This window comes from Methylobacterium sp. WL18, assembly GCF_008040015.1.
Classification (GTDB): Bacteria; Pseudomonadota; Alphaproteobacteria; order Rhizobiales; family Beijerinckiaceae; genus Methylobacterium; species Methylobacterium mesophilicum.
On record NZ_VRVD01000015.1, the window covers coordinates 1 to 21,322 of the forward strand.

Here is a 21,322-nt window from a genome sequence, read left to right on the forward strand (position 1 = left end):
GCGCCGCCCTGGCCGCGGGACCGGCGGGTGGTCGCCACCGTCGCCCTGGTGATCGCCGGCCTCGGCGTGCTGTTTCCCCTGACCGGCCTCGCGATCCTCGGCATGCTCACGATCGATTGCGCCGTCCAACTGGCTCATAAGCGCCGGACCGCCTGACCCAGACCGGCGGGCTCGACGCCCGTGGCGACCAACCTCACGCATTCCGGCACGCGTACCCGGTTCCTCGGGATCGGGCTGATCCTGCTCGCCCTCTGGGTGCAGTCGCTTGCCCCAATCGCCGCTCTGCGGATGGCGTCTGCCGCACCCGGGATGCTGCCCGGGGCGATCCTGTGCGGTCACCCGGCGGGAGACGACGCGATCAGCGCCTCCGTGGAGCAACCGGTCGCGCCTCCGGCCTGTGAGGTCTGTCGGCTGTGCTGCGCCGGGATCGTCCCCCCGCCCCTACCGCATAGCCCCGACGTCACCCAGCCGCTGCGCTGGATCGCGGTGGCATGGCCGACCCCGCCCCCGTCGCGGCCGAACGCGTCACCGCGCGTCACCGGCCAAGCCCGGGCGCCGCCCCTCATCGCCTGATCACGTGCGCTCCCGTGCGGCGACGGCGCCGTCCGGTCCCAAGACCGATCAGACGAGATTTCAGGATGTTGATCCACCAGAATGCCGCGCGGTTCGGCGCGTTGGCCCTGCTGCTCGCCGGCGGCACCCTCCCGGCCTCGGCGCAGCAATCCGTCACGCTGGATGAGCTTTCCGTGGAGGGCGAGGCCAATCCAGGCACCGGACGAACCGCCATCGCGCCACCCTTCGGCATCGCCGCTCCTCCTGGCTCGGCCCCGTCGGTGATCGAGCACCCGGTCGGCCAGGTGGTCACCGGGATCGGCCGCGGCAACACCATCGCCGACCGCCCGGCGACCAGCATCGGTTCGGTGCTCGCCAACAGCCCGGGCGTCACCGTCCGCCAGGGCAACGGCGGGCGCGACGTGATCATCTCGATCCGGGGAAACAATGCCCGGTCCACCGGGGTGATCAAGAATACGGTGGTGCTGGAGGACGGCTTCATCCTCACCCAGCCCGATGGCGCGTCCCGCTTCGACCTGACCGAACCGCGGGCCTACAGCCGCATCGACGTGTTCCGCGGGCCGCAATCGCCCCTGTTCGGCAACTACGCCACGGGCGGCGCCATCGCGTTCCGCACCCGCACCGGCCGCGAGATCGACGGCTACGAGATCGGCACCGACGCCGGCAGCTTCGGCTACCTCAACACCTACTTCACCGTCGGCAAGGCCAGCGGGCCATTCGAAATCAGCCTGTTCGCCAGCGACGTCCGCAGCAACGGGTATCAGGATCATTCGAGCTTCAACACGCAGACCATCAATCTGCTCGCCAGCTACACGCCGACGCCGGACAACCGCTTCACCCTGAAGGTGATCAACAACACCCTCGATACGAATCTGGCGGCGCGCTCCTCCCTGGCGCAGTACCGGATCAATCCGTACCAGCGCGGCTGCGCGGCAGCTGCGACCGCTGCCCCGGGGTGCACGACTTTCAGCTTGTTCCGCAACGGAGCGTTCGGGGCGACCGTACCGGTCACCGCCGACGAGGGCGCGTTCGGCCGGAAGGACCGGCGCACCGTCGCAGCGGCGCGCTGGGAGCACGACATCGACGCGTTCACCACCTGGCGCACGCAGCTCGGCTTCGACGAACGCAACTTCAACCAACCATTCTACACGACCTCGGGCCGCGGCTCGTTCCCGGCCTGGAACTTTCTGACCGACCTGACGCGGCGCGGCGACCTGTTCGGCCTGCCGGCGGTAGGCTACGTCGCGCTCGCCTACAACACGATCGACAACCACAGCACGACCTACAACCGGGCGCCCTATGGTGGCCCCAGACTCGGGGCGCTGATCGGCGTCCAGGACGCGGTGCAATCAAACCTCGGCGGCCGGGCCCGGCTGGAACTCAGCCTGTCGGACCGCTGGACCGGCGTGCTGGGGATCAGCGCCGAGGGCACCGCCATCACTGGCCGCAACCTCGCCTACAGCTACACGGCCGGGGGGGCGACCCGGACGGTGGCGGATGCCGGCCGCACCTTCCTGAACGTCGCTCCCGAGATCGCGCTGGTGTATCGGCCGGACCAGGCCTGGGCCTTCCGCGGCCGGGTCGCCACCGGGTACACCACGCCGGCGGCCAGCAACCTGTTCGTCACGTCGGCCGGCCTGCCGGGCAACAACACCCAGCTCCAGACCCAGGAGAATCTCGGCTTCGACCTCGGGGCGGATTGGAGCCCGACCGAGACTCTGCGTCTCAGCGTGACTGGCTTCTACGAGTTCTTCCGCAACGAGCTGGTCTCGCAATCGCCGGGCGCGGGCCTGCTGTCCTACACGTTCAACGCGCCGGCCTCCGAGCATCGGGGCCTCGAGGTCGGGGCCGACTGGGCCTTCGCGCCGGGCTGGCGCGGGGTCCTGGCCTACACGTTCGATGACCAGATCTACACGCGCTATACCGAGCAGTTGAGTGCCGGCAGCCTCACCCGCCGGTTCGACCGGGCGGGCAATCAGATCCCCGGCGTACCGGCCCACCAGCTCCTGGCCCGTGTCGGCTACGACGTGCCGGCGGGGCCGCTTGCCGGACTCGGGGCGTTCATCGAGACGGTGGTGCAGGGCGATTTCTACATCGACAACGCCAACTTGCTGAAGGCGCCGGGCTTCGCGATCGTCAACGCCAACGTGCACTATGCGACGGAGCTGACTGGCGGCTACGCGAAGCGGCTGAACCTCTACCTTGAGGTGCGCAACCTGTTCGACACGACCTACGCCGCATCGGCCCAGAATCTCGCCAACTCGCTCAGCGGTACGACGGGCCTCCAGAACGGCGCCGCCGTGCTGGCGACCACCACGGGATCCGTGTTCGCGGGTGCGCCACGCAACATCGTCGGGGGGATGCGCCTGGCATTCTGATAACCGCGTCCAGGGCTCAGCCTTGGTGGCGTGGGCAACCGTGCCGTAAGTTCTCAACCGGGCGTCGGGGGGAATCAGGGTTTGGGTCGCGATGGCGGAAGCACCGGCGCGGTGATCGGATGAGGCGGCGTAGCGTCCTTGCCGGGTTGTCGTGGGCCGCTGCGGGCTGTCCGCTGGCTGCGCGGGCCGAGGAGCAGGCACGGGTGACGGCGCTCTGGCCGTTCGTGGAGGGCGGCACCGAAGGCCACACCCTCTCGGCCGTGTTCCGGGCGGCCCTGCGCGATCACGGCCGCGCGGACTTGCGCGTCGAGGACCGCTGGGGCGGCGCGGACGTAGAGCATACCCGCGTGTTGGCGGCCGAGATCGTGCGGTCGGAGCCGCGCGTGATCTTCGCGTTCCTGAACGCGCAGCTCTCCGCCGTGTCGTCCCTGACCCGAACGATTCCGATCATCTTCGTCGGCGCCTCCGATCCGGTCGGGTCCGGATACGTCGCCAGCCTGCAGAGGCCGGGCGGCAACATCACCGGCTTCACCCTTTACGAGGCATCCCTGGCCGGGAAATGGCTGGCGGCCCTCAGGGAAGCGGTGCCGACGATCCGGCATGTCGCGCTCCTGTCCAATGCCCACACGGAAATCCGGCGCGGCAACTTCTATTCCGAGGCGCTCCGGACGACGGCCGCCTCCCTCGGCATCGAGACGGAGGTCGTCATGGTCAGCCATGCCGACGCGATCGACCCGCTCGTCGCGGACCTCGGTCGCCGGGGCGATGCGGGGCTGATCGTGGCCCCCGGGACGTTCAGCGAGGCCAACGGGGACCGCATCGTCGCCCTGACGGCCCAGCATCGCGTTCCGGCGGTGTTCGCGATCCGGCGCTTCGCACATCGCGGCGGCCTAATGTCGTACGGTCCCGACCCGGCGGACGCCGTGCGCCGCGCGGCGGCCTACGTGGATCGCATCCTCCACGGCGAGAAGCCCGCGATCCTGCCGGTACAGGCGCCGACGAAGTTCGACTTCATCGTAAACCTCAAGACGGCACGGACCCTGGGACTGGAGATCTCGTCGGTGCTGCTCGCCCAAGCGGACGAGATCGTCGAATGATGCGGGTGAACCCTATCGAGGCCCCCGCGGGCCTCGAGATCCGGGCCCGACGCTTCCGTCTGCCGCTGGCGGCGAAGTTCGCGGTCGCCTTCGTGGGCCTCGTGACCCTGGTGCTGCTCATCAATGGCGTGGTCGATCTGCTGCTGAATTACGGCGACGCCAAACGGACCGCGATCGAGGTTCAGCGCGAGAAGGCGCACGCGGCCGCCGAGCGGGTCGAATCCTTCATCTCCGAGATCGAGAGCCAGATCGGCTGGACCACCCGGGCCGAGTGGCGCCGCATTTCGCCTGAGCAGCAGCGCTACGACTTCATCCGACTGCTCCGGCAGGCGCCCGCCATCACGGAGGTCGCCTATCTCGATCCGAGCGGTAGGGAGCAGCTGCGGGTCTCGCGCCTGGAACCGGATGTCGTCGGCAGCGGCAAGGATTTCTCGACAGCGCCGCGCTTCACCCGGGCGCTCGCCGAGAAGGTCTGGTTCGGCCCGGTCTATTTCCGGCGGGGATCCGAGCCGTACATGACCGTATCGGTGGCCCATGCCGGACGCGACCCAGGCGTGACCGTGGCCGAGGTCAACCTGAAGCTGATCTGGGACGTGGTCAGCAGCATCCACAACGGCGCGGGCGGCTACGCCTTCGTGGTGACCGCCAGCGGACGGCTGATCGCGCACCCGGATCTGAGCCTCGTCCTGCGGGACACCGACCTCTCGACCCTGCCGGAGGTCGCGACCGCCCTCGAGGCCCGTCGGACCGGCGCCAATCCGGACACGACGGATTACGAGATCACCACCGCGTTCGACGGCGGTTCGGTACTGGCGGCCCACGCAACCATCCCGCGGGTCGACTGGATCGTGTTCGTGCAGCTGCCGTTGGGCGAAGCGATGGCGCCGCTCTATGCTTCGGTGGTCCAGACCCTGGCGCTGATGGGTCTCGGCGTGATGCTTGCGACGGTCGCCGGGACCTTCCTTGCCCACCGCTTGGTCGTGCCGATCCGCCAACTCGAGGACGGCGCGGAACGCTTCGGGTCCGGTGACCTGTCGGAGCGCATCGTTATCCGCACCGGCGACGAGATCGAAACCCTGGCGGACCGGTTCAACCTGATGGCGAGCCGCGTCCAGGAATCCTACGAGACCCTGGAAGCCAAGGTCGAGGAGCGGACCCGCGACCTCAACAGGTCCCTCGACGACCTCCACAAGGCCCAGGACCGGCTGATTCAATCGGAGAAGCTCGCCTCCCTGGGGCAGCTCACCGCGGGGATCGCCCACGAGATCAAGAACCCCCTGAACTTCGTGAACAATTTCGCGTCCCTGTCCTCCGAGCTGGTCGAGGAACTTCAGGAGGCGCTTCAGCCCGTCGCGCTCGATCCGAAGATCCGCGAGGAGGTCGACGAGATCGCCGATCTGCTCAAGGGCAACCTCGGGAAGGTCGTGCAGCACGGGAAGCGCGCCGATTCGATCATCAAGAACATGCTGCTGCACTCCCGCTCCGGATCCGGCGAGCACCGCTTGGTCGAGATCAATGCCCTGGTCGAAGAGAGCCTGAACCTCGCCTATCACGGGGCACGGGCGGCGCAGCCAGACTTCAACATCACCCTGGACCGCAATCTCGATCCGGAGGCCGGCGTCGCGGATGTCTACCCGCAGGAGTTGACGCGCGTCCTCTTGAACCTGATGTCGAACGGGTTCTACGCCACCGAGAAGCGCAAGGCCGTGGAAACCGAACCGGGTTACGAGCCTATCCTGTCGGTGACCACCCGCGATCTGGGAGAGAGCGTCGAGATCCGCGTGCGCGACAACGGCACCGGCATCCCCGACAGCGTCAAGGCCAAGATGTTCGATCCGTTCTTCACCACCAAGCCAGCCGGCGAGGGTACGGGCCTCGGCCTGTCCCTGAGCCACGACATCCTGGTGAAGCAGCATGGCGGGGCGATCGACGTCGCCACGGAGGCCGGCCAGTTCACAGAATTCACGATCACGCTGCCGCGCGACGGAGCGAAGGCCGCGCAGCCGATCGTCGTCCCGGAAAAGAGCGAGCCATGAACGTCATCATCCTCGTCGTGGACGATGAGCCCGACGTCACCGACCTGTTCCGGCAGCAGTTCCGCCGCGAGTTGCGCGCCGGGCGTTTCGCAATGGAATTCGCGCATTCGGCTCCGGAGGCCCTGGCCTGCGTGAACGCCTCGGACGGGGCCAGCCTGATCCTGATGTTCTCCGACATCAACATGCCGGGCATGACCGGGCTGGAACTCCTGCCGCTCGTCCGGGCCGCGCGCCCCGACGTCCCGGTGATCATGATCACCGCCTATGGCGACGCGCAGACGCGGGAGAAGGTCTTGTCCGGCGGCGCGGCGGATCTGATCACCAAGCCGATCGACTTCGACCTGCTGCGCGGCGAGATCGACCGCCGCCTGGCCTCCGTCGCGGGGACGGCATGACCGGCGAGGTGCCTCCGGCCAAGATCCTAGTCGTCGACGACGAGCCGGATCTCGAGGCGCTGATCACCCAGAAGTTCCGCCGCCAGATCCGCGACGGCCAGGTCCGGTTCCTGTTCGCGCATGACGGCAACGAGGCCCTCGGGGTGCTGGCTGAGAACCACGACGTCGACATGGTCGTGTCCGACATCAACATGCCGGGCATGGACGGGCTGACGCTGCTCGCCAAGCTGCAGGAATCCGATGCCAAGCCCTCGACGATCATCGTCTCGGCCTACGGCGACATGGCCAACATCCGCACCGCCATGAACCGCGGGGCGTTCGATTTCCTCACGAAGCCGATCGACTTTTCCGATTTCGAGACGACCATCGCGCGGACGCTCCAGCATGTGGCGACCCTGCGCGAGGGGCGCCGGCGACAGGTGCTGGCCGAGCGGGCGCACGCCGCCCTGGCACGCTACTTCTCGCCCAACCTCGCCGAACGTCTGGCCGGCGACGCGTCGGGCCTGGAACTCGGCGGCGCGCGGCGCGAGGTGGCCTCGCTATTCACAGACATCGCCGGGTTCACCAGTCTGGTCGAGAGCCTGGACCCGACCCAGCTCGCAGAAATTCTGAACGGCTACTTCGCCGAGATGACCGATCTCGTGTTCGCGCACGAGGGCACCGTCGCCAAGATCGTTGGCGACGCGATCCACGTCCTCTTCGGGGCGCCCGGCGACCAGCCGGACCATGCGGCCCGGGCGGTCGCCTGTGCGCTCACCCTCGACACCGCCTCGGAGGCTTTCCGGGCCCGCTGGCGGGACCGCGGGATCGAGATCGGCGCGACCCGGATCGGCGTTCATGCCGGGCCGGCCATCGTGGGCAATTTCGGGGGCGGCCGGTATTTCGACTACACGGCCTACGGCGACACCATCAACACGTCCGCCCGTCTCGAGAACGCCAACAAGGCGTTCGGAACGCGGATCTGCGTCAGCCAGAGCGTGGTGATCCGGACGGAGCAGTTCCGCGGGCGCCCGGTCGGCGATCTCGTCCTGCGCGGCAAGCAAGGGGCGCTGCGCGCGTTCGAGCCGCTGACCGAGACGGAGTACGATGCGGCGATGCTGGACCGTTATCTCGATGCCTTCGCCAAGCTGGAGGCGGGCGAGGCCGGCGCCATGCCGGCCTTCGCGGCCCTGGTCGGGCTGCGCCCCGACGATGCCCTTTCCGCGTTCCATCTCAAACGCCTGCTCAATGGCGCATCGGGAGCGCGCATCGAGGTCCGCTGAGACCGATCACGCCCTCGACCCGGCGGCCGCGATGGCCGACACTCGGGACACGTTTCTCCGTCAGTCGAGCAACCTGCGGGATGGTCCGTCCTTCGAACAGCCGGCGGTGCGACCGCCTGCCGCCAAGCCGTCAGGGAACGGGCGGATGAGGCGACGCGACCTCCTCTTGGGTCTCGGCGGCGCGGTCGCCTGGCCCGCGGCCGGCTGCGGCCAGTCCCCGGCGCGCCGCCGCCTCGGCGTCCTCCTGGTGTACGACGAAGGGCATCCCGATATGCCGATCATCATCGGCACGCTCAAGGACAGCCTGCGGAAGCTCGGTTGGATCTGGGGTCAAAACCTCGACGTGGACCTGCGGTACGGCGACGGCGACAGCTCGAAGATGCGCCGCCAAGCCGACGAGATTCTGGCGGCCAAGCCCGATCTGGTCTTCGCGCAGGGCGTCGTCGGGACGACGGCCCTGCAACAGGCGACCACGACGACACCGGTGGTGTTCATCCAGGCGCAGGATCCGGTCGGCGGAGGTCTCGTCGCCAGCCTGTCGCGGCCCGGCGGAAACCTGACAGGGTTCACGAATTTCGACTATACGTTCGTCGGCAAGTGGCTGCAGCTCCTCAAGGAACTCAGCCCCGGCGTGACGCGGGCGCGCGCCATCATCAATCCGGATTACCGCACGCGGTTTGCCGGCTACGGCGCCGAGCTCGGGCGGATCGGCCCCGAACTCCACATCCAGGCCGAGGTCAGCGGCGTGCACGACGCGGCGGAGATCGAGCAGGCGATCATCACCTTCGCCGAGGAACCTCATGGCGGTCTGATCGTGCTGCCGGACGCGATCACCGGCGTCTACAGCCGGCAGATCATCGACCTGACCGCCCGGCACCGCCTGCCCGCGGTCTACGCCTACGCGGCCCAGGTCCGCATGGGCGGGCTCGCCGCCTACACGACCAGCGTGGCCCGGGACGTCCAGCAAGCCGCCGGCTACATCGACCGGATCCTGCGGGGGGCGTCCGTCGGCGACCTGCCGGTGCAGGCGAGCGAGCGCTTCATGACCCTGATAAACCTGAAGACGGCCGCCGCGCTCAACCTGACAATCACGCCGTCGCTGCTCGCCACGGCTGACGAGGTGATCGATTAGCCCAGACTGTGGGGCTCAGGCAGCGCCTGACGACCCATGAACCGCTCGATACCGCGTCGATCGACACGGGGTCTCCGGACGCATCCGTATCTCGGCGACGGGCGCGCTGAACGCAGCACAATCGTGAACGGCACCCGCCGGTCTCGTGGTGGTCTTCCAGCCGATTGTCCTGGACGGAACCCGCGTGCATGAGAGATTATTCCGGTTAGCCGCATCGTCCTGCGAGGCCGACCGAGAACACGGCGACTGACTATGGAGACAGTGATTGCGTTTCCGGCATCGAACCACATTTCCCTGAAAGCGTTCTCGCTCCGCACCAATAAGGAAGTCCACATGAAGGTAATCTCTGCGACCGTTCTAGGTCTAACGCTCCTCAGCGCCATGGCCCCGGCCTTGGCGCAACCCTACGGCGGCCGCGACTACGGCTACGACCGTGGTGACTATGACCGTCGCGACCGGGACTACGATTCGCGGGATCGCCGCGATTACGGGCGGGACTATGATCGCGCACCGCGCGGCGGACGGGGTGATTACGCGTTCGACGAGATGGAGTATCTGCGCTGTAATCCGGACGTGCGCCGCGCTGTCATCAGCGGCCAGGTGAAGTCCGGCCTGTATCACTACCGAAAAGTCGGAATGGCCGAAGGCCGGCGTCTCAGCTGCTGACCGGCGTTGGGGACGCTGCGCTCCATGAGCCGGCGGATATAAAAACGCGTCCTCTCATCACAGGACGGGCTTTCGGCCTGGGACAACCGCGTCACCGCGGAGTCCGAGGCCGTTTTGATCAGCGCCACCTTCGGGATGTGGAACGGGACGCCCGAATAAGCTCGATCGTTACTTGCTGCTTCCGCCGCCGCCGCCGCCCTGCGGTACGGCTCGCTCGGGCTGATTGGCATTCCCGGCAGACGAGGAGCTGTTGGACCGCGTATCCGCCGGCTGACCGGTCGGCGACGCCGTCACGCCGGCGTTGCCACCGGTGGTGCTGCTTTGCGGCGCCACGACGCCCGGCGTTCCAGGAGACGCGGGCGCCGTGGCGGGGGCCTGTGCAGAGGCTTGCCCGGCGAGGAAGAGGCTGGCGACGGCCGCAGCCGTGAGAACGCGAGTGTGCATTGTTTATCCTGATTGACTGAAGTCTTCAGAAACGCGCTAAGACGCCCAACGGTTCAAAATCAGGTGCGACAAGCAGAACGCGCAGTAAAACCGCCACCGCGCGTTGGACGGTTTCTCCCAAATCCGCAACTGGGGTGAATCTCACAGGTCGGAGCGTCTACGGCCAAGCCGCCTCAGATCAGATTGACGGTGCCGTGTTCCTTGAAGGCTTTCGGACAATCGTTCTCGTCCACCAGTTGCTGGGCCTCCGCCAGCGTCAGGTGGCGGTCGGCAGCCAGCACTGCCAAGGTCATCCACTGTCTCGACGTGTCGCGCTCCTGCTTCCTCGGTCAGCGACGCGGCACGCGAAGGGTTCGAGAGCAAGAAAAACCCCGCGCGGCAGATGCCGGCGGGGCTGAAGGAAAATGACGCTCGGTGCGTTACGCCGGCGACTGATTGCAAGATAGCAATACCAGACGCGGCAGTAAAGCTGCTGTGATGACAAACCGAACTAAATATTGGCCTCAAATTTTTTGCGGGTACCACGGATTGTTAGGAGCATGATGATGCCGAAAAGCTCATCTCCGGCGCCTCATTTCGATCCTTCGATCATGCGTTCCGTCAGGACTGGGCCTTCAGGTAGGCGATCACGTCGTTGATCTTCTTGTCGTCGGTGAATCCCTGGAAGATCATCTTGTTTCCGGGCACCTTCGTCTTCGGATTCTTCAGCCACTCGTGAAGGTTGGCCTCGTCCCAGGTGATGCCGGAATTCTTCAGCGCGGCGGAGTAGTTGTAGCCCTCGTAGGTGCCGGCCTTACGCCCAACCACGCCCTTGAGGTCCGGGCCGACGCCGTTCTTCTGGAAGTTGTGGCAAGCCTTACAGGGAGCGAACGCCTTCTCGCCGGCAGCCGCATCACCGGCCTCCTGGGCCTGGGCCGAAAGCGGGATCAGGGCGGCGAGAACAGCGCCGAGAACGAAAGAACGCATGGATTTCCTCTTCGGCCAGGCGGGACGGATGACGATGCGAAGCCTGACGCAGTGAGGTGTAGACGTCCGCTCAAGCCGCTTAATCCGCCGCCCGGCTGGAACGCCGATTAAAATTATTCAAAGTCGAGATGCAGAAAACTCAATGCGGCAAGCGGGCGGGATCAGCACGATCGACCAGCCCGAACCGCTCCGGCAGCTTGCCGTCAAAGACCGCAACACCGAGCGACAACCCGCGATCCGGCATCGAGAAGCTCGGGTAGTGGTACAACTTGCCCATGAAACGCAGCGCTGACCGCCGCCCGCGCTTGGCCTTGCCCAAAGATGTGAAAAATGCGCCGGTGGCGCTCCCAAGGGGAATCGAACCCCTGTTTTCGCCGTGAGAGGGCGACGTCCTAGACCGCTAGACGATGGGAGCTTTCCGGCGGCGCGCAGGTGCTATAGCCACGCCCCGCCGGGGGAGCAAGGGCCTTCTCTCGAGATTCCGCACGGATCGGTGCGGCGGGGCGTAGATTGGGGTCGTGGTGGACGCAAACGACGAAGAGCGGGTCGGGACCGTGGCGGATGGGGGAGTCCGGCTCGATCGGGCGCTGGTGGCGCTATTTCCGGATCTCTCGCGGGCGCGGCTCCAGGGTCTTGTGCGCGCGGGCTGCGTGCGCCGGGACGGCGCAGAGGTACGCGACCCGTCCGCAAAGGTCGCCGCGGGAGCACAGATCAGCCTTGATGTGCCGCCGGCTGCGGATGCCCAACCCGCGGCCGAGGCCGTGAACCTGGTGATCGCCTACGAGGACGACGACCTCGTCGTGATCGACAAGCCGGCCGGGCTGGTGGTGCATCCGGCGCCGGGTCACGAGAGCGGAACCCTGGTCAACGCGTTGCTCGGCCATTGCGGCGCGAGCCTGTCGGGGATCGGCGGCGTGCGCCGGCCCGGCATCGTCCATCGCCTCGACAAGGACACGAGCGGCCTGATCGTGGTCGCCAAGAACGATGCGGCCCATCAGGGTCTGACCGCGCAGTTCGCGGATCATGGCCGGACGGGTCCGCTGGAGCGCGCCTACGCAGCCCTGGTCTGGGGGGTGCCGCATCCGCGGGCGGGAACGATCCAGGCGAGCCTGGCCAGGTCGCGTCACAACCGGGAAAAGATCGCCGTGGTCTCGGAGGAGGCCGGGCGGCACGCCGTCACGCATTACACGGTCGCCGAGACTTACCCGGAAGTCGCCCTCGTGCGCTGCCGCCTCGAGACGGGCCGAACGCACCAGATCCGCGTCCACCTCGCCTATCGCGGCCACCCGCTCCTGGGCGACCCAGTCTATGGCGGTGCGTTCCGCACCAAGGCGGCGCGGCTGCCTCCGGAGGCGCGCGACGCGCTCTTAGCCCTCGGGCGCCAGGCGCTGCATGCGGAACTGCTGGGCTTCAGGCACCCGCGCACCGGCGAAACACTCCGGTTCGAGAGTTCGATCCCGCCCGATATCGCCACGCTGATGAACGCCCTCGCGAAAGCTTGAGCGTTCAGGATCGGGGAGGAAACCGTAACCCCGTCGCGTGCGAAAGGTCACGGCGAGCCGCGTCAGATCGTGACATGGTACGACCAATCGGCCGGTCGCGCGTTGATGGCAATATGGGGGTGCCCAACCGCTACCGGTCCGTCCGACTTACCCGTATGACATGGGGGGTTGGGAGGGTCGGCTCAAGAGCGGCCCGAGTGGACGGCACTGTTGCCCGTCGCGTCCGCCCGTCAGGGGGACAAGAGTCCAGGAGAATGCCATGGCCGGTACGCTGCCCGTGCTCGCCAATGAAGGTGGCCTTTCGCGCTACCTCGACGAGATCCGCAAGTTCCCGATGCTGGAGCCGACGGAAGAGTTCACGCTGGCCAAGAGCTGGCGGGATGCCGGGGACCGTGAAGCCGCGCATCGGCTCGTGACCTCGCACCTGCGTCTCGTGGCCAAGATCGCCATGGGCTATCGCGGCTACGGCCTGCCGATCGGCGAGGTCGTGTCCGAGGGCAATGTCGGCCTGATGCAGGCGGTCAAGCGCTTCGATCCCGACAAGGGTTTCCGGTTGGCGACCTATGCCATGTGGTGGATCAAGGCGGCGATCCAGGAATACATCCTGCGCTCGTGGTCGCTCGTGAAGATGGGTACCACCGCCAACCAGAAGAAGCTTTTCTTCAACCTGCGCAAGGCGAAGGGCAAGATCTCGGCATTGGACGAGGGTGATCTGCGGCCGGATCAGGTCAAGCAGATCGCAACCCGCCTGGGCGTGCCCGAACAGGACGTGATTGACATGAACCGGCGCCTGTCCGGTGACACGTCGCTCAACGCCCCCCTGCGCGAGGAAGGCGAAGGCGAGTGGCAGGACTGGCTGGTCGATAACGCCCCGAGCCAGGAGACGGTGCTGGCTCGTGAGCAGGAGGGGCAGAACCGCCTCTCGGCTCTGCGCGACGCCCTCGGCGTGCTGAACCCGCGGGAACGGCGAATCTTTGAGGCCCGGCGCCTCGCGGATGATCCGATCACACTGGAAGACCTATCGGGCGAGTTCGGCGTCTCGCGGGAGCGTGTTCGACAGATCGAGGTTCGAGCCTTCGAGAAGGTGCAGGAGGCGGTGAAGCGCAACATCGCGAACCGCGAATTGCCGCGTACCGGCATCGAGGCTCACTGAACCGACAATCCGGCGCGCGGGCATGCGCGCCGGATTGTCCCGGCCACGATTACTGCCATGCGTCGAACGCGTTTTGCATCACCTGGGCGCCGGCACTGCCCTTCTCAAAGGTGAGCACCGCGCGCTTGCCCGATGTGTAGCGGACCGCCAGATCGAACCAGTTGCGGTGGAGCAGCAGATCGGTGTTGCGATCGACGTCGTTCTGAAGTGACGACAGACCGATCAGGAACAGGTTGTCTCGGACCCGCACCGGCAAGCCGGAGACGGGCGAGCCGCGGCCGTTTTCGTCGTCCTTGGCCTGAAGCAGGCCGACATCCTGCACCGTCCGCCCCGTCCCACTCTGCTGGCTGAAGGCGAGGCTCACCGTATGTGAGGCCGGCAGCGTCGCGTCGAGATTGCGCTGGATCGTCATCACCAGCGTCAGCCCGGCATCCGGGATCGTCACAGTCGCGACCACGGCGTTCTGGAGCGGTTGTCCCTGCTCGCCATTCACCGTGTCGAGCCTCCAGGTCACCCGGCCGGTCGTCCGCGTCGGCTGCGCGTTGTCGGTGCCCGTCCCTTCCTCGATCAGTTCCGCGCGCTGGGCGATGGCTAGGTTCGGCTGAGCCGGTGACGGCGCGACCCGAGCCGGCGTGCCGTTCTCGGCACGTGGAGGTGTCCGCGTTGCGGGAGCGGCCTCGCCGCCGACCCGGTCGCCGAACTTGGTTTCGCTGTCCGTCTGTTGTGAATCGGCGGTTTCGGTCGCGCCGGACGGCAGGTTCTGCGGCCGGTCGCGAAGCAGGAAGGCCGCCACCGCGATCAATCCGATCACGATCGCCAGAACGCTCCCCACGAAGGCGTTGCGCAGGATGCGCGAGCGCCCCGACCGCGGCGGCACGACCTCGATCCGTGGACGCTGGCGGCCATTGCCGCCCTCGCCCACTGCCGCGGCGAGATCCGCATCATCCTCGGTGTCGGGGGCCGAGTCGGCCTCGGGTCGCAGTTCCTCTGCGGTCGCGGCGGCCGGCGACGGCCCTGGTCTGCGCGACGAGATCGCGATCGGCGCGTCGCGTGGCTCCGGCTCCTCCAGGGCGGCGGGTGCGAAGGGCGGCGGCGCTGCGGGTAGGACCGGCTCCGGCGCCTGAACCGGGATGGACTCAGGGGACGGGGATGGCGGCGACGGAACGGGCGGCGCCGGCTCCGGGATGTCCGCGGGCGGGTCCGGTCGCGGACTCGGCTCCGGCTGGGGGATCACGGCGTCGTTGGCGGGCGCCGGAAGGCCCCCGTGATCGACTTCGAGCCGCTCGATCGCGGTATCGAGCGCCCGGCGTTCGAGATCAATATCCGCTTCTGAGAGCGGGGGGTCCAGCGAACGGAGCTGGCTGATCAGGGCGTTGCGGGCGCGGTCGTAGACCGCCTTGCGCAGGGCGGGTGATCGGTCGGGCAGCGCGTCGAGCGCGCGTGCCAGAAGCGGGTAATAATCGGCCATGTTGCCCAGGTCCGCGCCTTCGGCCGTCGCCCGGCAGGACCGGTCGATGGCCGAGGACCGACGTTCGTTCCCGAACCGACGATCGGGATCGGCCGCCGGCCGGTTATGTCTGCCCGCCGCGCGGATCGGCACCCGCGAGTCGGTTCCTCCGATATCGTACCGGGCGGTCGATCCCTAAGACCGACGCCCGCCATAGGCTGGTTCTAGATCAAGCGGACGCGGGCTGGATACATGCCGAACAGCAGAAAATGTGCGTCATCAACGGGATAGGGCTTTAGGCCTCAATCCTCGAAGGGATTCTGCATCAGAATGGTGTCGTCGCGCTCGGGCGAGGTCGACAGCAGCGCCACCGGAGCCCCGATCAGTTCCTCGATCCGGCGAACATACTTGATCGCCTGCGCCGGCAGGTCGGCCCAGGACCTCGCGCCCGCGGTCGTCTCAGACCAACCCGGAATGGTCTCGTAGACCGGCTCGACCCGGGCCTGCGCGGCCTGGCTCGCCGGCAGGTGGTCGATCGTCTGCCCGTCGAGCTTGTAGCTGGTGCACACCCGGATCTCGTCGAATCCGTCCAGGATATCGAGCTTGGTGAGCGCGATGCCGTGGATGCCGGAGGTCCGCACGGTCTGGCGCACCAGAACCGCGTCGAACCAGCCGCAGCGGCGCTTGCGGCCGGTGTTGACGCCGAACTCCCGTCCGCGCGCGCCGATGGTCTCGCCGATCTCGTCGTGCAGCTCCGTGGGGAAAGGCCCCTCGCCGACCCGCGTCGTGTAGGCCTTGGCGATGCCCAACACGTAGCCGATGGCCCCCGGGCCGAGGCCGGAGCCCGTCGCCGCCTGGGCGGCCACGATGTTCGAGGAGGTGACGAACGGATAGGTGCCGTGGTCGACGTCGAGCAGCGCGCCCTGGGCGCCCTCGAACAGGATGCGCTTGCCAGCCCGGCGCTGATCGTCGAGCAACCGCCAGACCGTATCAGCGAACGGCAGGATCTTTGGGGCGATCGCCGTCAGTTCGGCGAGAAGCGCCTCGGCGTTCACCTCGTCGATGCCCAGCCCGCGCCGGAGCGCGTTGTGATGGGTCAGCACCCGCTCGATCTTGGCCGGGAGCGCGTCGATATCGGCGAGATCGACCACCCGGATGGCGCGGCGCCCGACCTTGTCCTCGTAAGCCGGCCCGATGCCGCGCTTCGTGGTTCCGATCTTCAGGCCGGCATTGGCGGTCTCACGGAAATGATCGAGTTCGCGGTGGAGCGGCAGGATCAGCGTGGCGTTATCGGCGATCCGCAGAGAGGCGGGCGACACCTCGACGCCCTGCGCCTTGATCCGCTCGATCTCGTCCACGAGGTGCCAGGGATCTACCACGACCCCATTGCCGATCACCGAGAGCTTGCCGCCGCGCACGACCCCGGATGGCAGGAGCGCCAGCTTGTACGTCACCCCGTCGATGACGAGCGTGTGGCCGGCATTGTGGCCGCCCTGGAACCGGACGACGATGTCGGCTTGCTCGGAGAGCCAGTCGACGATCTTGCCCTTGCCCTCGTCGCCCCACTGGGCGCCTACAACGACGACGTTGGCCATGCCTGCCTGCTTACCCGCGACGGAAACCGGGACGGAGCAGCCCACGGGTGCGGGCTGCGTACGTCGTGAGCCGTTTCCGCGATCCGCGCGGCGAAATCAAGCAAGGCTGCCACATGGCAGCCCGCACGCTCCGCGGAACGCGCTTATTTCGCCTCGGTGCCGGAGTTCCGGCCGGGGAGTTCCTGCGGCTTGATCACCGGCATCGAACCGGTCTCGTCCGGCTTCACAACGGTGCCGGTGGTGCCGGTCTCCGGCGGCTTGATCACGCCGTCGTTCTTCTGGAGCTTGTCGCTGAGCGACTGATCCTTGGGCGGCGCGTCGGCGCTGGGGCGGACGCGATCCGGCGGCGTCTGGGTCGACGGCGACAGAGCCGGATCGGTGTCCCGGCCTTTCAGCGGCGCATCCGGGTTCTGAGCATAGGCGGGAACAGCAAACAGAGCCGCCGCGAAAGCGGCGAGCAGGATCTTCCTCGACAAGGTTGGTCTCCCCTCTTGGAACACGCGTTCCGAGAGCAACAGACTTGTCTCGGATCCGTTCCTGTTTGCTGCGTGGCGCGACCAGCTCAACCCTGACAAGCAGCCTCGACGTAGAGTTCGCGCAGGCGCCGGGTCAGCGGACCGGGACGGCCCTCGCCGATCGACCGGCCGTCGATCTCCACCACCGGCATCACGAAGGCTGAGGCGCTGGTGTAGAACGCCTCCTGGGCTTCGTAGGCCTCGGCGACCGAGAACAACCGTTCCTCGACCTTCAGGTCGGCCTCGCCGGCGAGCTTCAGCACGGAGGCCCGGGTGATGCCTGGCAGCAGCGCCGTCGAGAGCGGCCGCGTGACGAGGACGCGCTCGCGGCTCACGATGAACGCTGTGGACGACGAGCCCTCGGTCACCGCCCCGTCCTCGACCATCCAGGCCTCGGCGACCCCGGCCTCGGCGGCCTGCTGCTTGGCGAGAACCTGCGCCAGCAAGGCCACCGACTTGATGTCCCGCCGCTTCCAGCGCAGGTCCTCGACGGTGATAACCCGGGCGCCGGTCTCGGCGAGCGGGTTGGCCAGCACGGTCTTGGCCTGCGTGAACATCATCACGGTGGGCTCGGTCCCGGCCTTCGGGAAGGCGAAGTCGCGCTCGGCAACGCCGCGGGTGACCTGCATGTAGACGAGTCCCTCGCGGACGCCGTTGCGCGCAACGAGTTCGGTCTGCAGCTTTTCCCATCCGGCCGCGTCGTGCGGGTTGCGGATGCCGATCTCGCCCAGCGAGCGATCGAGGCGCGCCAGGTGCGCGGCGTTGTCGACGAGCTTGCCGTCGATGATCGCGGAAACCTCGTAGATTCCGTCCGCGAACAGAAAGCCGCGGTCCATGATCGGTACGCGCGCCTCCTCGAAGGGGAGAAATGCGCCGTTGAGGTAGACGATGCGGGGAGCGGTCACGGATTGCCTTCCTATGTTCGTCACGGGCCCAAGCAGGATTCGTGCAGCGGTTTCAGGCTGCGCCGAACACGCGCGCAAAGATCGTGTCGACATGCTTGAAGTGATAGCCGAGGTCGAAGCATTCCTCGATCTGCTCGGGGGTGAGCGCCGCGGTCACCTCAGCATCCGCCTTCAGCAGAGCCAGGAAGTCACCCTCCCCGCGCCAGACGGGCATCGCGTTGCGCTGGACCAACCGGTAGGAATCCTCGCGGGACACGCCGGCCTGGGTGAGTGCCAAGAGCACCCGCTGCGAATGGACGAGGCCGCCGAGGCGGTCGAGGTTCTTCTGCATGTTGGCCGGGTAGATCAGCAGCTTCTCGATCACCCCGGTCATGCGGGCCAGCGCGAAGTCGAGGGTCACGGTGGCATCCGGGCCGATCATCCGCTCCACGGAGGAATGCGAGATGTCGCGCTCATGCCAGAGCGCGACGTTCTCCATGGCCGGGACGACGTAGCCCCGAACCATCCGGGCGAGGCCGGTGATGTTCTCGGTGAGCACCGGGTTACGCTTGTGCGGCATGGCCGAGGATCCCTTCTGACCCTCGGAGAAGAACTCCTCTGCTTCGAGCACCTCGGTGCGCTGCAGGTGGCGGATCTCGATGGCCAAGCGCTCGAGCGACGAGGCGACGACGCCCAGCGTCGCGAAGAACATCGCGTGGCGGTCACGCGGGATGACCTGAGTCGAGACCGGCTCGGCGGTCAGGCCCATCTTCTCGGCGACGTACTGCTCCACCCGCGGATCGATGTTGGCGAACGTGCCGACCGCCCCCGAGATCGCGCAGGTCGCGACCTCCTCGCGGGCCGCGACCAGGCGACGGCGGCTGCGCTCGAACTCGGCATAGGCCTGCGCAAGTTTGAGCCCGAAGGTCACCGGCTCGGCATGGATACCGTGCGAGCGTCCGATGGTCGGCGTGAGCTTATGCTCCAACGCCCGCGCCTTGAGAGCGGCCAGCAGCGCGTCGACATCGGCGATCAGGATGTCGGCGGCGCGCACGAGTTGAACGTTGAGGCAGGTGTCGAGGACATCCGAAGAGGTCATGCCCTGGTGGACGAAGCGCGCCTCCGGGCCGACGATCTCGGCGAGGTGTGTGAGGAACGCGATGACGTCGTGTTTCGTCACCGCCTCGATCTCGTCGATACGGGCGACGTCGAACGCCGCGTCCTTGCCCTTGGCCCAGATCGTCTCGGCGGCCGCCTTCGGCACGACGCCGATCTCGGCCAGCGCCGTGGTGGCATGGGCCTCGATCTCGAACCAGATCTTGAAGCGGCTCTCGGGCGACCAGATCGCCGTCATCGTCGGGCGGCTGTAACGGGGGATCATGGGAGCCTCGGCACGGTCCGGAATTCGTGCGTGGCCGGTAGCATGTGCCGGCCCGGCCGCTCAATGCGGTTCACGCAGGCCGGCGCCACGCCGGAGCATGACGTCTGATGTCGATCCCGGTCAGGGCACGCGGACCCAGCCCTGCCCCATCAGCCGTTCCTGCGGGCGGAACCGGGACTTGTAATCCATCTTGCGCGAGCCCTCGACCCAGTAGCCCAGATAGAGGTAGGGCAGTCCAAGGCGACGGGCGCGCCGGATGTGGTCGAGGATCATGTAGGTGCCCGGCGACCGCCCGGCCTCCTCCGGATCGTAGAACGAGTAGACCATCGACAGACCGTCCGCGAGGACGTCTGTGAGGCAGTAGGCGAGCGGCGGCCCGAACCCGCGCCCGGTGATCGCCGTGTCCGGACCGCGCCGTCTGTACGACACCAGATGCGTGTCGACGTGGCTGTCCTCGATCATCATGGCGTAGTCGAGCACCGTCATGTCGACCATGCCGCCATCGCCATGGCGGGCGTCGAGGTAGCGGCGGAAAAGAGCGTACTGCTCAGAGGCAGGCCGATTCGGTTCCGGCGCGCCGATCCAGTCGTCGTTGCGCGCCAGGATTCGCTTCTGGCTGGCGGTCGGCTGGAAGTCGTCGACCACGACCCGCACCGAGATGCAGCCGCGGCAGGTCTCGCAGGCCGGGCGATACGCGATGGTCTGCGAGCGGCGGAAGCCGCCCTGCGTCAGGATCTCGTTGAGGTCCCGGGCACGGCGCCCGACCAGATGCGTGAACACCTTCCGCTCCTCCTGGCCCGGGAGATACGGACACGGCGAAGGCGCGGTCAGGTAGAATTGCGGAGTGTCGCGCGGATGGCTCGTCACGCTTGGTCTTGGCCCTGCACCGGGTGGTCCTCGCGGCGCCGGCGTACCAATGTACAGGCGACACGGCCGGGCTCAATGCCCCCGGCCGCTCGCCGCATGAGAATTTCGTCGCGCCTCCGGGGTCTCAGCGGGCGTGAACGACGGCCAAGCCGAGTAGCAGGTCGTGGCCCAGGCGCCGATCGGCGCGCATCAGACCGAACGCGACATCGAGGCACCACAGGAGGAAGGTCGAGACCGCGACGTAGAACAGCAGCGCGTGGACGGCCGCGCTGATGAAGTCCACGGGGCCGCCGCGCTCAGGGGCGACCACCCGAAGGCCCATCAGACGCTGCCCGATGGTGCTCTGTTTGGCTCCCCCCACCGTGATGGCGCTGTAGATCACGCCGCTCGCTGGAAGCACCGCGAACAAAGTCCAGCCCAGCCCGAAGGTCACCACGCCCATGACCGTGATCAGCAGCGTTAGCAGGGCGGTAAAGCCGAAGATGAACAGGATATCGAGCAGATACGCGACGGTGCGGGCCCCGAGGCTGGCACGCACGAACGGGATGGGCAGCGAAGCTGTGTAGCCAGGGGCCTCGTAGCGCTGCTCGGCGTCACCGGGTTGGGGATTTTGCATAAGTGTCGCGTCCTGCAAGCGAGGCGGCCTATCGAGACGTGGGTGCGGAAAGCGGCCGCCGCAAGAGCGGATTCGCGCGCTCAACGCTCCGCGGGATCATCGGCCTCCGCGTCCGGCGTGTCGAGGTAGAACCGCTTCAGCAGGTAGAGCGAGGGGCCGGACAAGCTGCTCCCCTCGGTCGCCAGCCCGATGAGCGTCGCGCCGGCATCGAAGCGGCAAGTCAGCCAGTGCTGACGGTTTCCTTCGGCATAATCGACCCGGACGGTATCCGCGGCCGGCCCCGGCGCGGCGCGCAGCAACCGGATGCCAGGCTGTGACGCCACCGCCGGCAGGGCGCGCCGGCAGGTGGCGACCCGTTCCCGGCGGAGCGTATCCTGGCAGGCCGCGAGCCCCCCTAGGAAACCCGCCGTCAC

The 21,322-nt window shown here is 67.5% G+C and carries 20 protein-coding genes, 1 tRNA gene and 1 pseudogene; 11 read left to right on the plus strand and 11 right to left on the minus strand.

The annotated features are described in order from the left end of the window. The 9 genes and pseudogenes from FV228_RS34030 to FV228_RS03195 all read left to right on the plus strand — a co-directional run. Nucleotides 1–156, plus strand: a pseudogene (locus FV228_RS34030) (PepSY domain-containing protein); the annotation flags it as partial. A gap of 24 nt (nt 157–180) precedes the next feature. Further along, complete coding sequence (locus tag FV228_RS03160; RefSeq protein ID WP_147853254.1) at nt 181–573, plus strand: DUF2946 family protein; 393 nt, start codon at nt 181–183, stop codon at nt 571–573. Between the two features lie 65 nt (nt 574–638). After that, complete coding sequence (locus tag FV228_RS03165) at nt 639–2,951, plus strand: TonB-dependent receptor (protein ID WP_147853255.1); 2,313 nt, start codon at nt 639–641, stop codon at nt 2,949–2,951. A 203-nt stretch (nt 2,952–3,154) separates the two neighbouring features. Continuing rightward, the gene (locus tag FV228_RS03170) at nt 3,155–4,048 is read left to right on the plus strand and encodes an ABC transporter substrate-binding protein (RefSeq protein WP_238262966.1); all 894 of its coding nucleotides are present in this window, start codon (nt 3,155–3,157) and stop codon (nt 4,046–4,048) included. Between the two features lie 38 nt (nt 4,049–4,086). Then, nucleotides 4,087–6,084, plus strand: a complete 1,998-nt coding sequence (locus FV228_RS03175; protein WP_246693807.1) for a cache domain-containing protein — start codon at nt 4,087–4,089, stop codon at nt 6,082–6,084. Continuing rightward, nucleotides 6,081–6,479 carry a response regulator gene (locus tag FV228_RS03180; protein WP_147853258.1) on the plus strand — a complete coding sequence of 133 codons (399 nt, stop codon included), beginning with the start codon at nt 6,081–6,083 and terminating at the stop codon, nt 6,477–6,479. The genes FV228_RS03175 and FV228_RS03180 overlap by 4 nt, the downstream gene beginning before the upstream one ends. Further along, nucleotides 6,476–7,741, plus strand: a complete 1,266-nt coding sequence (locus FV228_RS03185; protein ID WP_147853259.1) for an adenylate/guanylate cyclase domain-containing protein — start codon at nt 6,476–6,478, stop codon at nt 7,739–7,741. Before FV228_RS03180 ends, FV228_RS03185 begins: the two co-directional genes overlap by 4 nt. 145 nt (nt 7,742–7,886) lie before the next feature. Continuing rightward, a complete protein-coding gene (locus FV228_RS03190) occupies nt 7,887–8,873 on the plus strand; it encodes an ABC transporter substrate-binding protein (RefSeq protein ID WP_147853260.1) in 987 nt (328 codons plus the stop codon). A 333-nt stretch (nt 8,874–9,206) separates the two neighbouring features. After that, the gene (locus FV228_RS03195; protein WP_147853285.1) at nt 9,207–9,539 is read left to right on the plus strand and encodes a hypothetical protein; all 333 of its coding nucleotides are present in this window, start codon (nt 9,207–9,209) and stop codon (nt 9,537–9,539) included. 1,044 nt (nt 9,540–10,583) lie between these two features. Here FV228_RS03195 and FV228_RS03205 read toward each other — a convergent pair. The 3 genes from FV228_RS03205 to FV228_RS03215 all read right to left on the minus strand — a co-directional run bounded on the left by FV228_RS03205 (nt 10,584) and on the right by FV228_RS03215 (nt 11,364). After that, nucleotides 10,584–10,949, minus strand: a complete 366-nt coding sequence (locus FV228_RS03205) for a cytochrome c family protein (protein WP_147853262.1) — start codon at nt 10,947–10,949, stop codon at nt 10,584–10,586. A gap of 139 nt (nt 10,950–11,088) precedes the next feature. Beyond that, nucleotides 11,089–11,268 (minus strand): hypothetical protein, encoded by a 180-nt coding sequence (locus FV228_RS03210; protein WP_147853263.1) that lies wholly within the window; start codon nt 11,266–11,268, stop codon nt 11,089–11,091. A gap of 20 nt (nt 11,269–11,288) precedes the next feature. Beyond that, nucleotides 11,289–11,364 (minus strand) — tRNA-Glu (locus FV228_RS03215). A gap of 103 nt (nt 11,365–11,467) precedes the next feature. On the opposite strand from FV228_RS03215, the gene FV228_RS03220 reads away from it, so the two are divergent. Both FV228_RS03220 and rpoH read left to right on the plus strand, forming a co-directional pair. Beyond that, nucleotides 11,468–12,451 (plus strand): RluA family pseudouridine synthase, encoded by a 984-nt coding sequence (locus tag FV228_RS03220; RefSeq protein ID WP_187277612.1) that lies wholly within the window; start codon nt 11,468–11,470, stop codon nt 12,449–12,451. Nucleotides 12,452–12,710: 259 nt separating this feature from the next. Further along, complete coding sequence (gene rpoH / locus FV228_RS03225) at nt 12,711–13,604, plus strand: RNA polymerase sigma factor RpoH (RefSeq protein WP_147853264.1); 894 nt, start codon at nt 12,711–12,713, stop codon at nt 13,602–13,604. 49 nt (nt 13,605–13,653) lie between these two features. Here rpoH and FV228_RS03230 read toward each other — a convergent pair whose 3' ends face one another. From FV228_RS03230 to FV228_RS03265, 8 genes are all read right to left on the minus strand, one after another. Further along, nucleotides 13,654–15,072: a histidine kinase gene (locus tag FV228_RS03230; RefSeq protein WP_147853265.1), complete on the minus strand. Its 1,419-nt coding sequence runs from the start codon at nt 15,070–15,072 to the stop codon at nt 13,654–13,656. 281 nt (nt 15,073–15,353) lie between these two features. After that, nucleotides 15,354–16,646 (minus strand): adenylosuccinate synthase, encoded by a 1,293-nt coding sequence (locus tag FV228_RS03235; protein WP_147853266.1) that lies wholly within the window; start codon nt 16,644–16,646, stop codon nt 15,354–15,356. A gap of 143 nt (nt 16,647–16,789) precedes the next feature. Further along, on the minus strand, nt 16,790–17,122 hold the full coding sequence (locus tag FV228_RS03240) for a hypothetical protein (protein ID WP_147853267.1): 333 nt from the start codon (nt 17,120–17,122) through the stop codon (nt 16,790–16,792). A gap of 86 nt (nt 17,123–17,208) precedes the next feature. Beyond that, nucleotides 17,209–18,066: a D-amino-acid transaminase gene (locus tag FV228_RS03245; RefSeq protein WP_147853268.1), complete on the minus strand. Its 858-nt coding sequence runs from the start codon at nt 18,064–18,066 to the stop codon at nt 17,209–17,211. Nucleotides 18,067–18,118: 52 nt separating this feature from the next. Continuing rightward, a complete protein-coding gene (gene purB, locus FV228_RS03250; protein ID WP_147853269.1) occupies nt 18,119–19,426 on the minus strand; it encodes an adenylosuccinate lyase in 1,308 nt (435 codons plus the stop codon). Nucleotides 19,427–19,546: 120 nt separating this feature from the next. Then, a complete protein-coding gene (locus FV228_RS03255) occupies nt 19,547–20,293 on the minus strand; it encodes an arginyltransferase (RefSeq protein ID WP_147853270.1) in 747 nt (248 codons plus the stop codon). A gap of 124 nt (nt 20,294–20,417) precedes the next feature. Next, complete coding sequence (locus tag FV228_RS03260; protein WP_147853271.1) at nt 20,418–20,909, minus strand: RDD family protein; 492 nt, start codon at nt 20,907–20,909, stop codon at nt 20,418–20,420. An 80-nt stretch (nt 20,910–20,989) separates the two neighbouring features. Then, nucleotides 20,990–21,322, minus strand: coding sequence for a hypothetical protein (locus tag FV228_RS03265; protein ID WP_246693805.1), 333 nt, complete (start codon nt 21,320–21,322; stop codon nt 20,990–20,992).

Excerpts from the sequence above, each read along its gene's own strand:
- FV228_RS03195 (WP_147853285.1), top strand. The coding sequence starts at position 9,207 with ATGAAGGTAATCTCTGCGACCGTTCTAGGTCTAACGCTCCTCAGCGCC.
- FV228_RS03165 (WP_147853255.1), top strand. The coding sequence starts at position 639 with ATGTTGATCCACCAGAATGCCGCGCGGTTCGGCGCGTTGGCCCTGCTG.
- FV228_RS03230 (WP_147853265.1), bottom strand. The coding sequence starts at position 15,072 with ATGGCCGATTATTACCCGCTTCTGGCACGCGCGCTCGACGCGCTGCCC.
- FV228_RS03190 (WP_147853260.1), top strand. The coding sequence starts at position 7,887 with ATGAGGCGACGCGACCTCCTCTTGGGTCTCGGCGGCGCGGTCGCCTGG.
- purB (WP_147853269.1), bottom strand. The coding sequence starts at position 19,426 with ATGATCCCCCGTTACAGCCGCCCGACGATGACGGCGATCTGGTCGCCC.
- FV228_RS03235 (WP_147853266.1), bottom strand. The coding sequence starts at position 16,646 with ATGGCCAACGTCGTCGTTGTAGGCGCCCAGTGGGGCGACGAGGGCAAG.
- FV228_RS03260 (WP_147853271.1), bottom strand. The coding sequence starts at position 20,909 with ATGCAAAATCCCCAACCCGGTGACGCCGAGCAGCGCTACGAGGCCCCT.
- FV228_RS03205 (WP_147853262.1), bottom strand. The coding sequence starts at position 10,949 with ATGCGTTCTTTCGTTCTCGGCGCTGTTCTCGCCGCCCTGATCCCGCTT.
- FV228_RS03180 (WP_147853258.1), top strand. The coding sequence starts at position 6,081 with ATGAACGTCATCATCCTCGTCGTGGACGATGAGCCCGACGTCACCGAC.
- rpoH (WP_147853264.1), top strand. The coding sequence starts at position 12,711 with ATGGCCGGTACGCTGCCCGTGCTCGCCAATGAAGGTGGCCTTTCGCGC.
- FV228_RS03185 (WP_147853259.1), top strand. The coding sequence starts at position 6,476 with ATGACCGGCGAGGTGCCTCCGGCCAAGATCCTAGTCGTCGACGACGAG.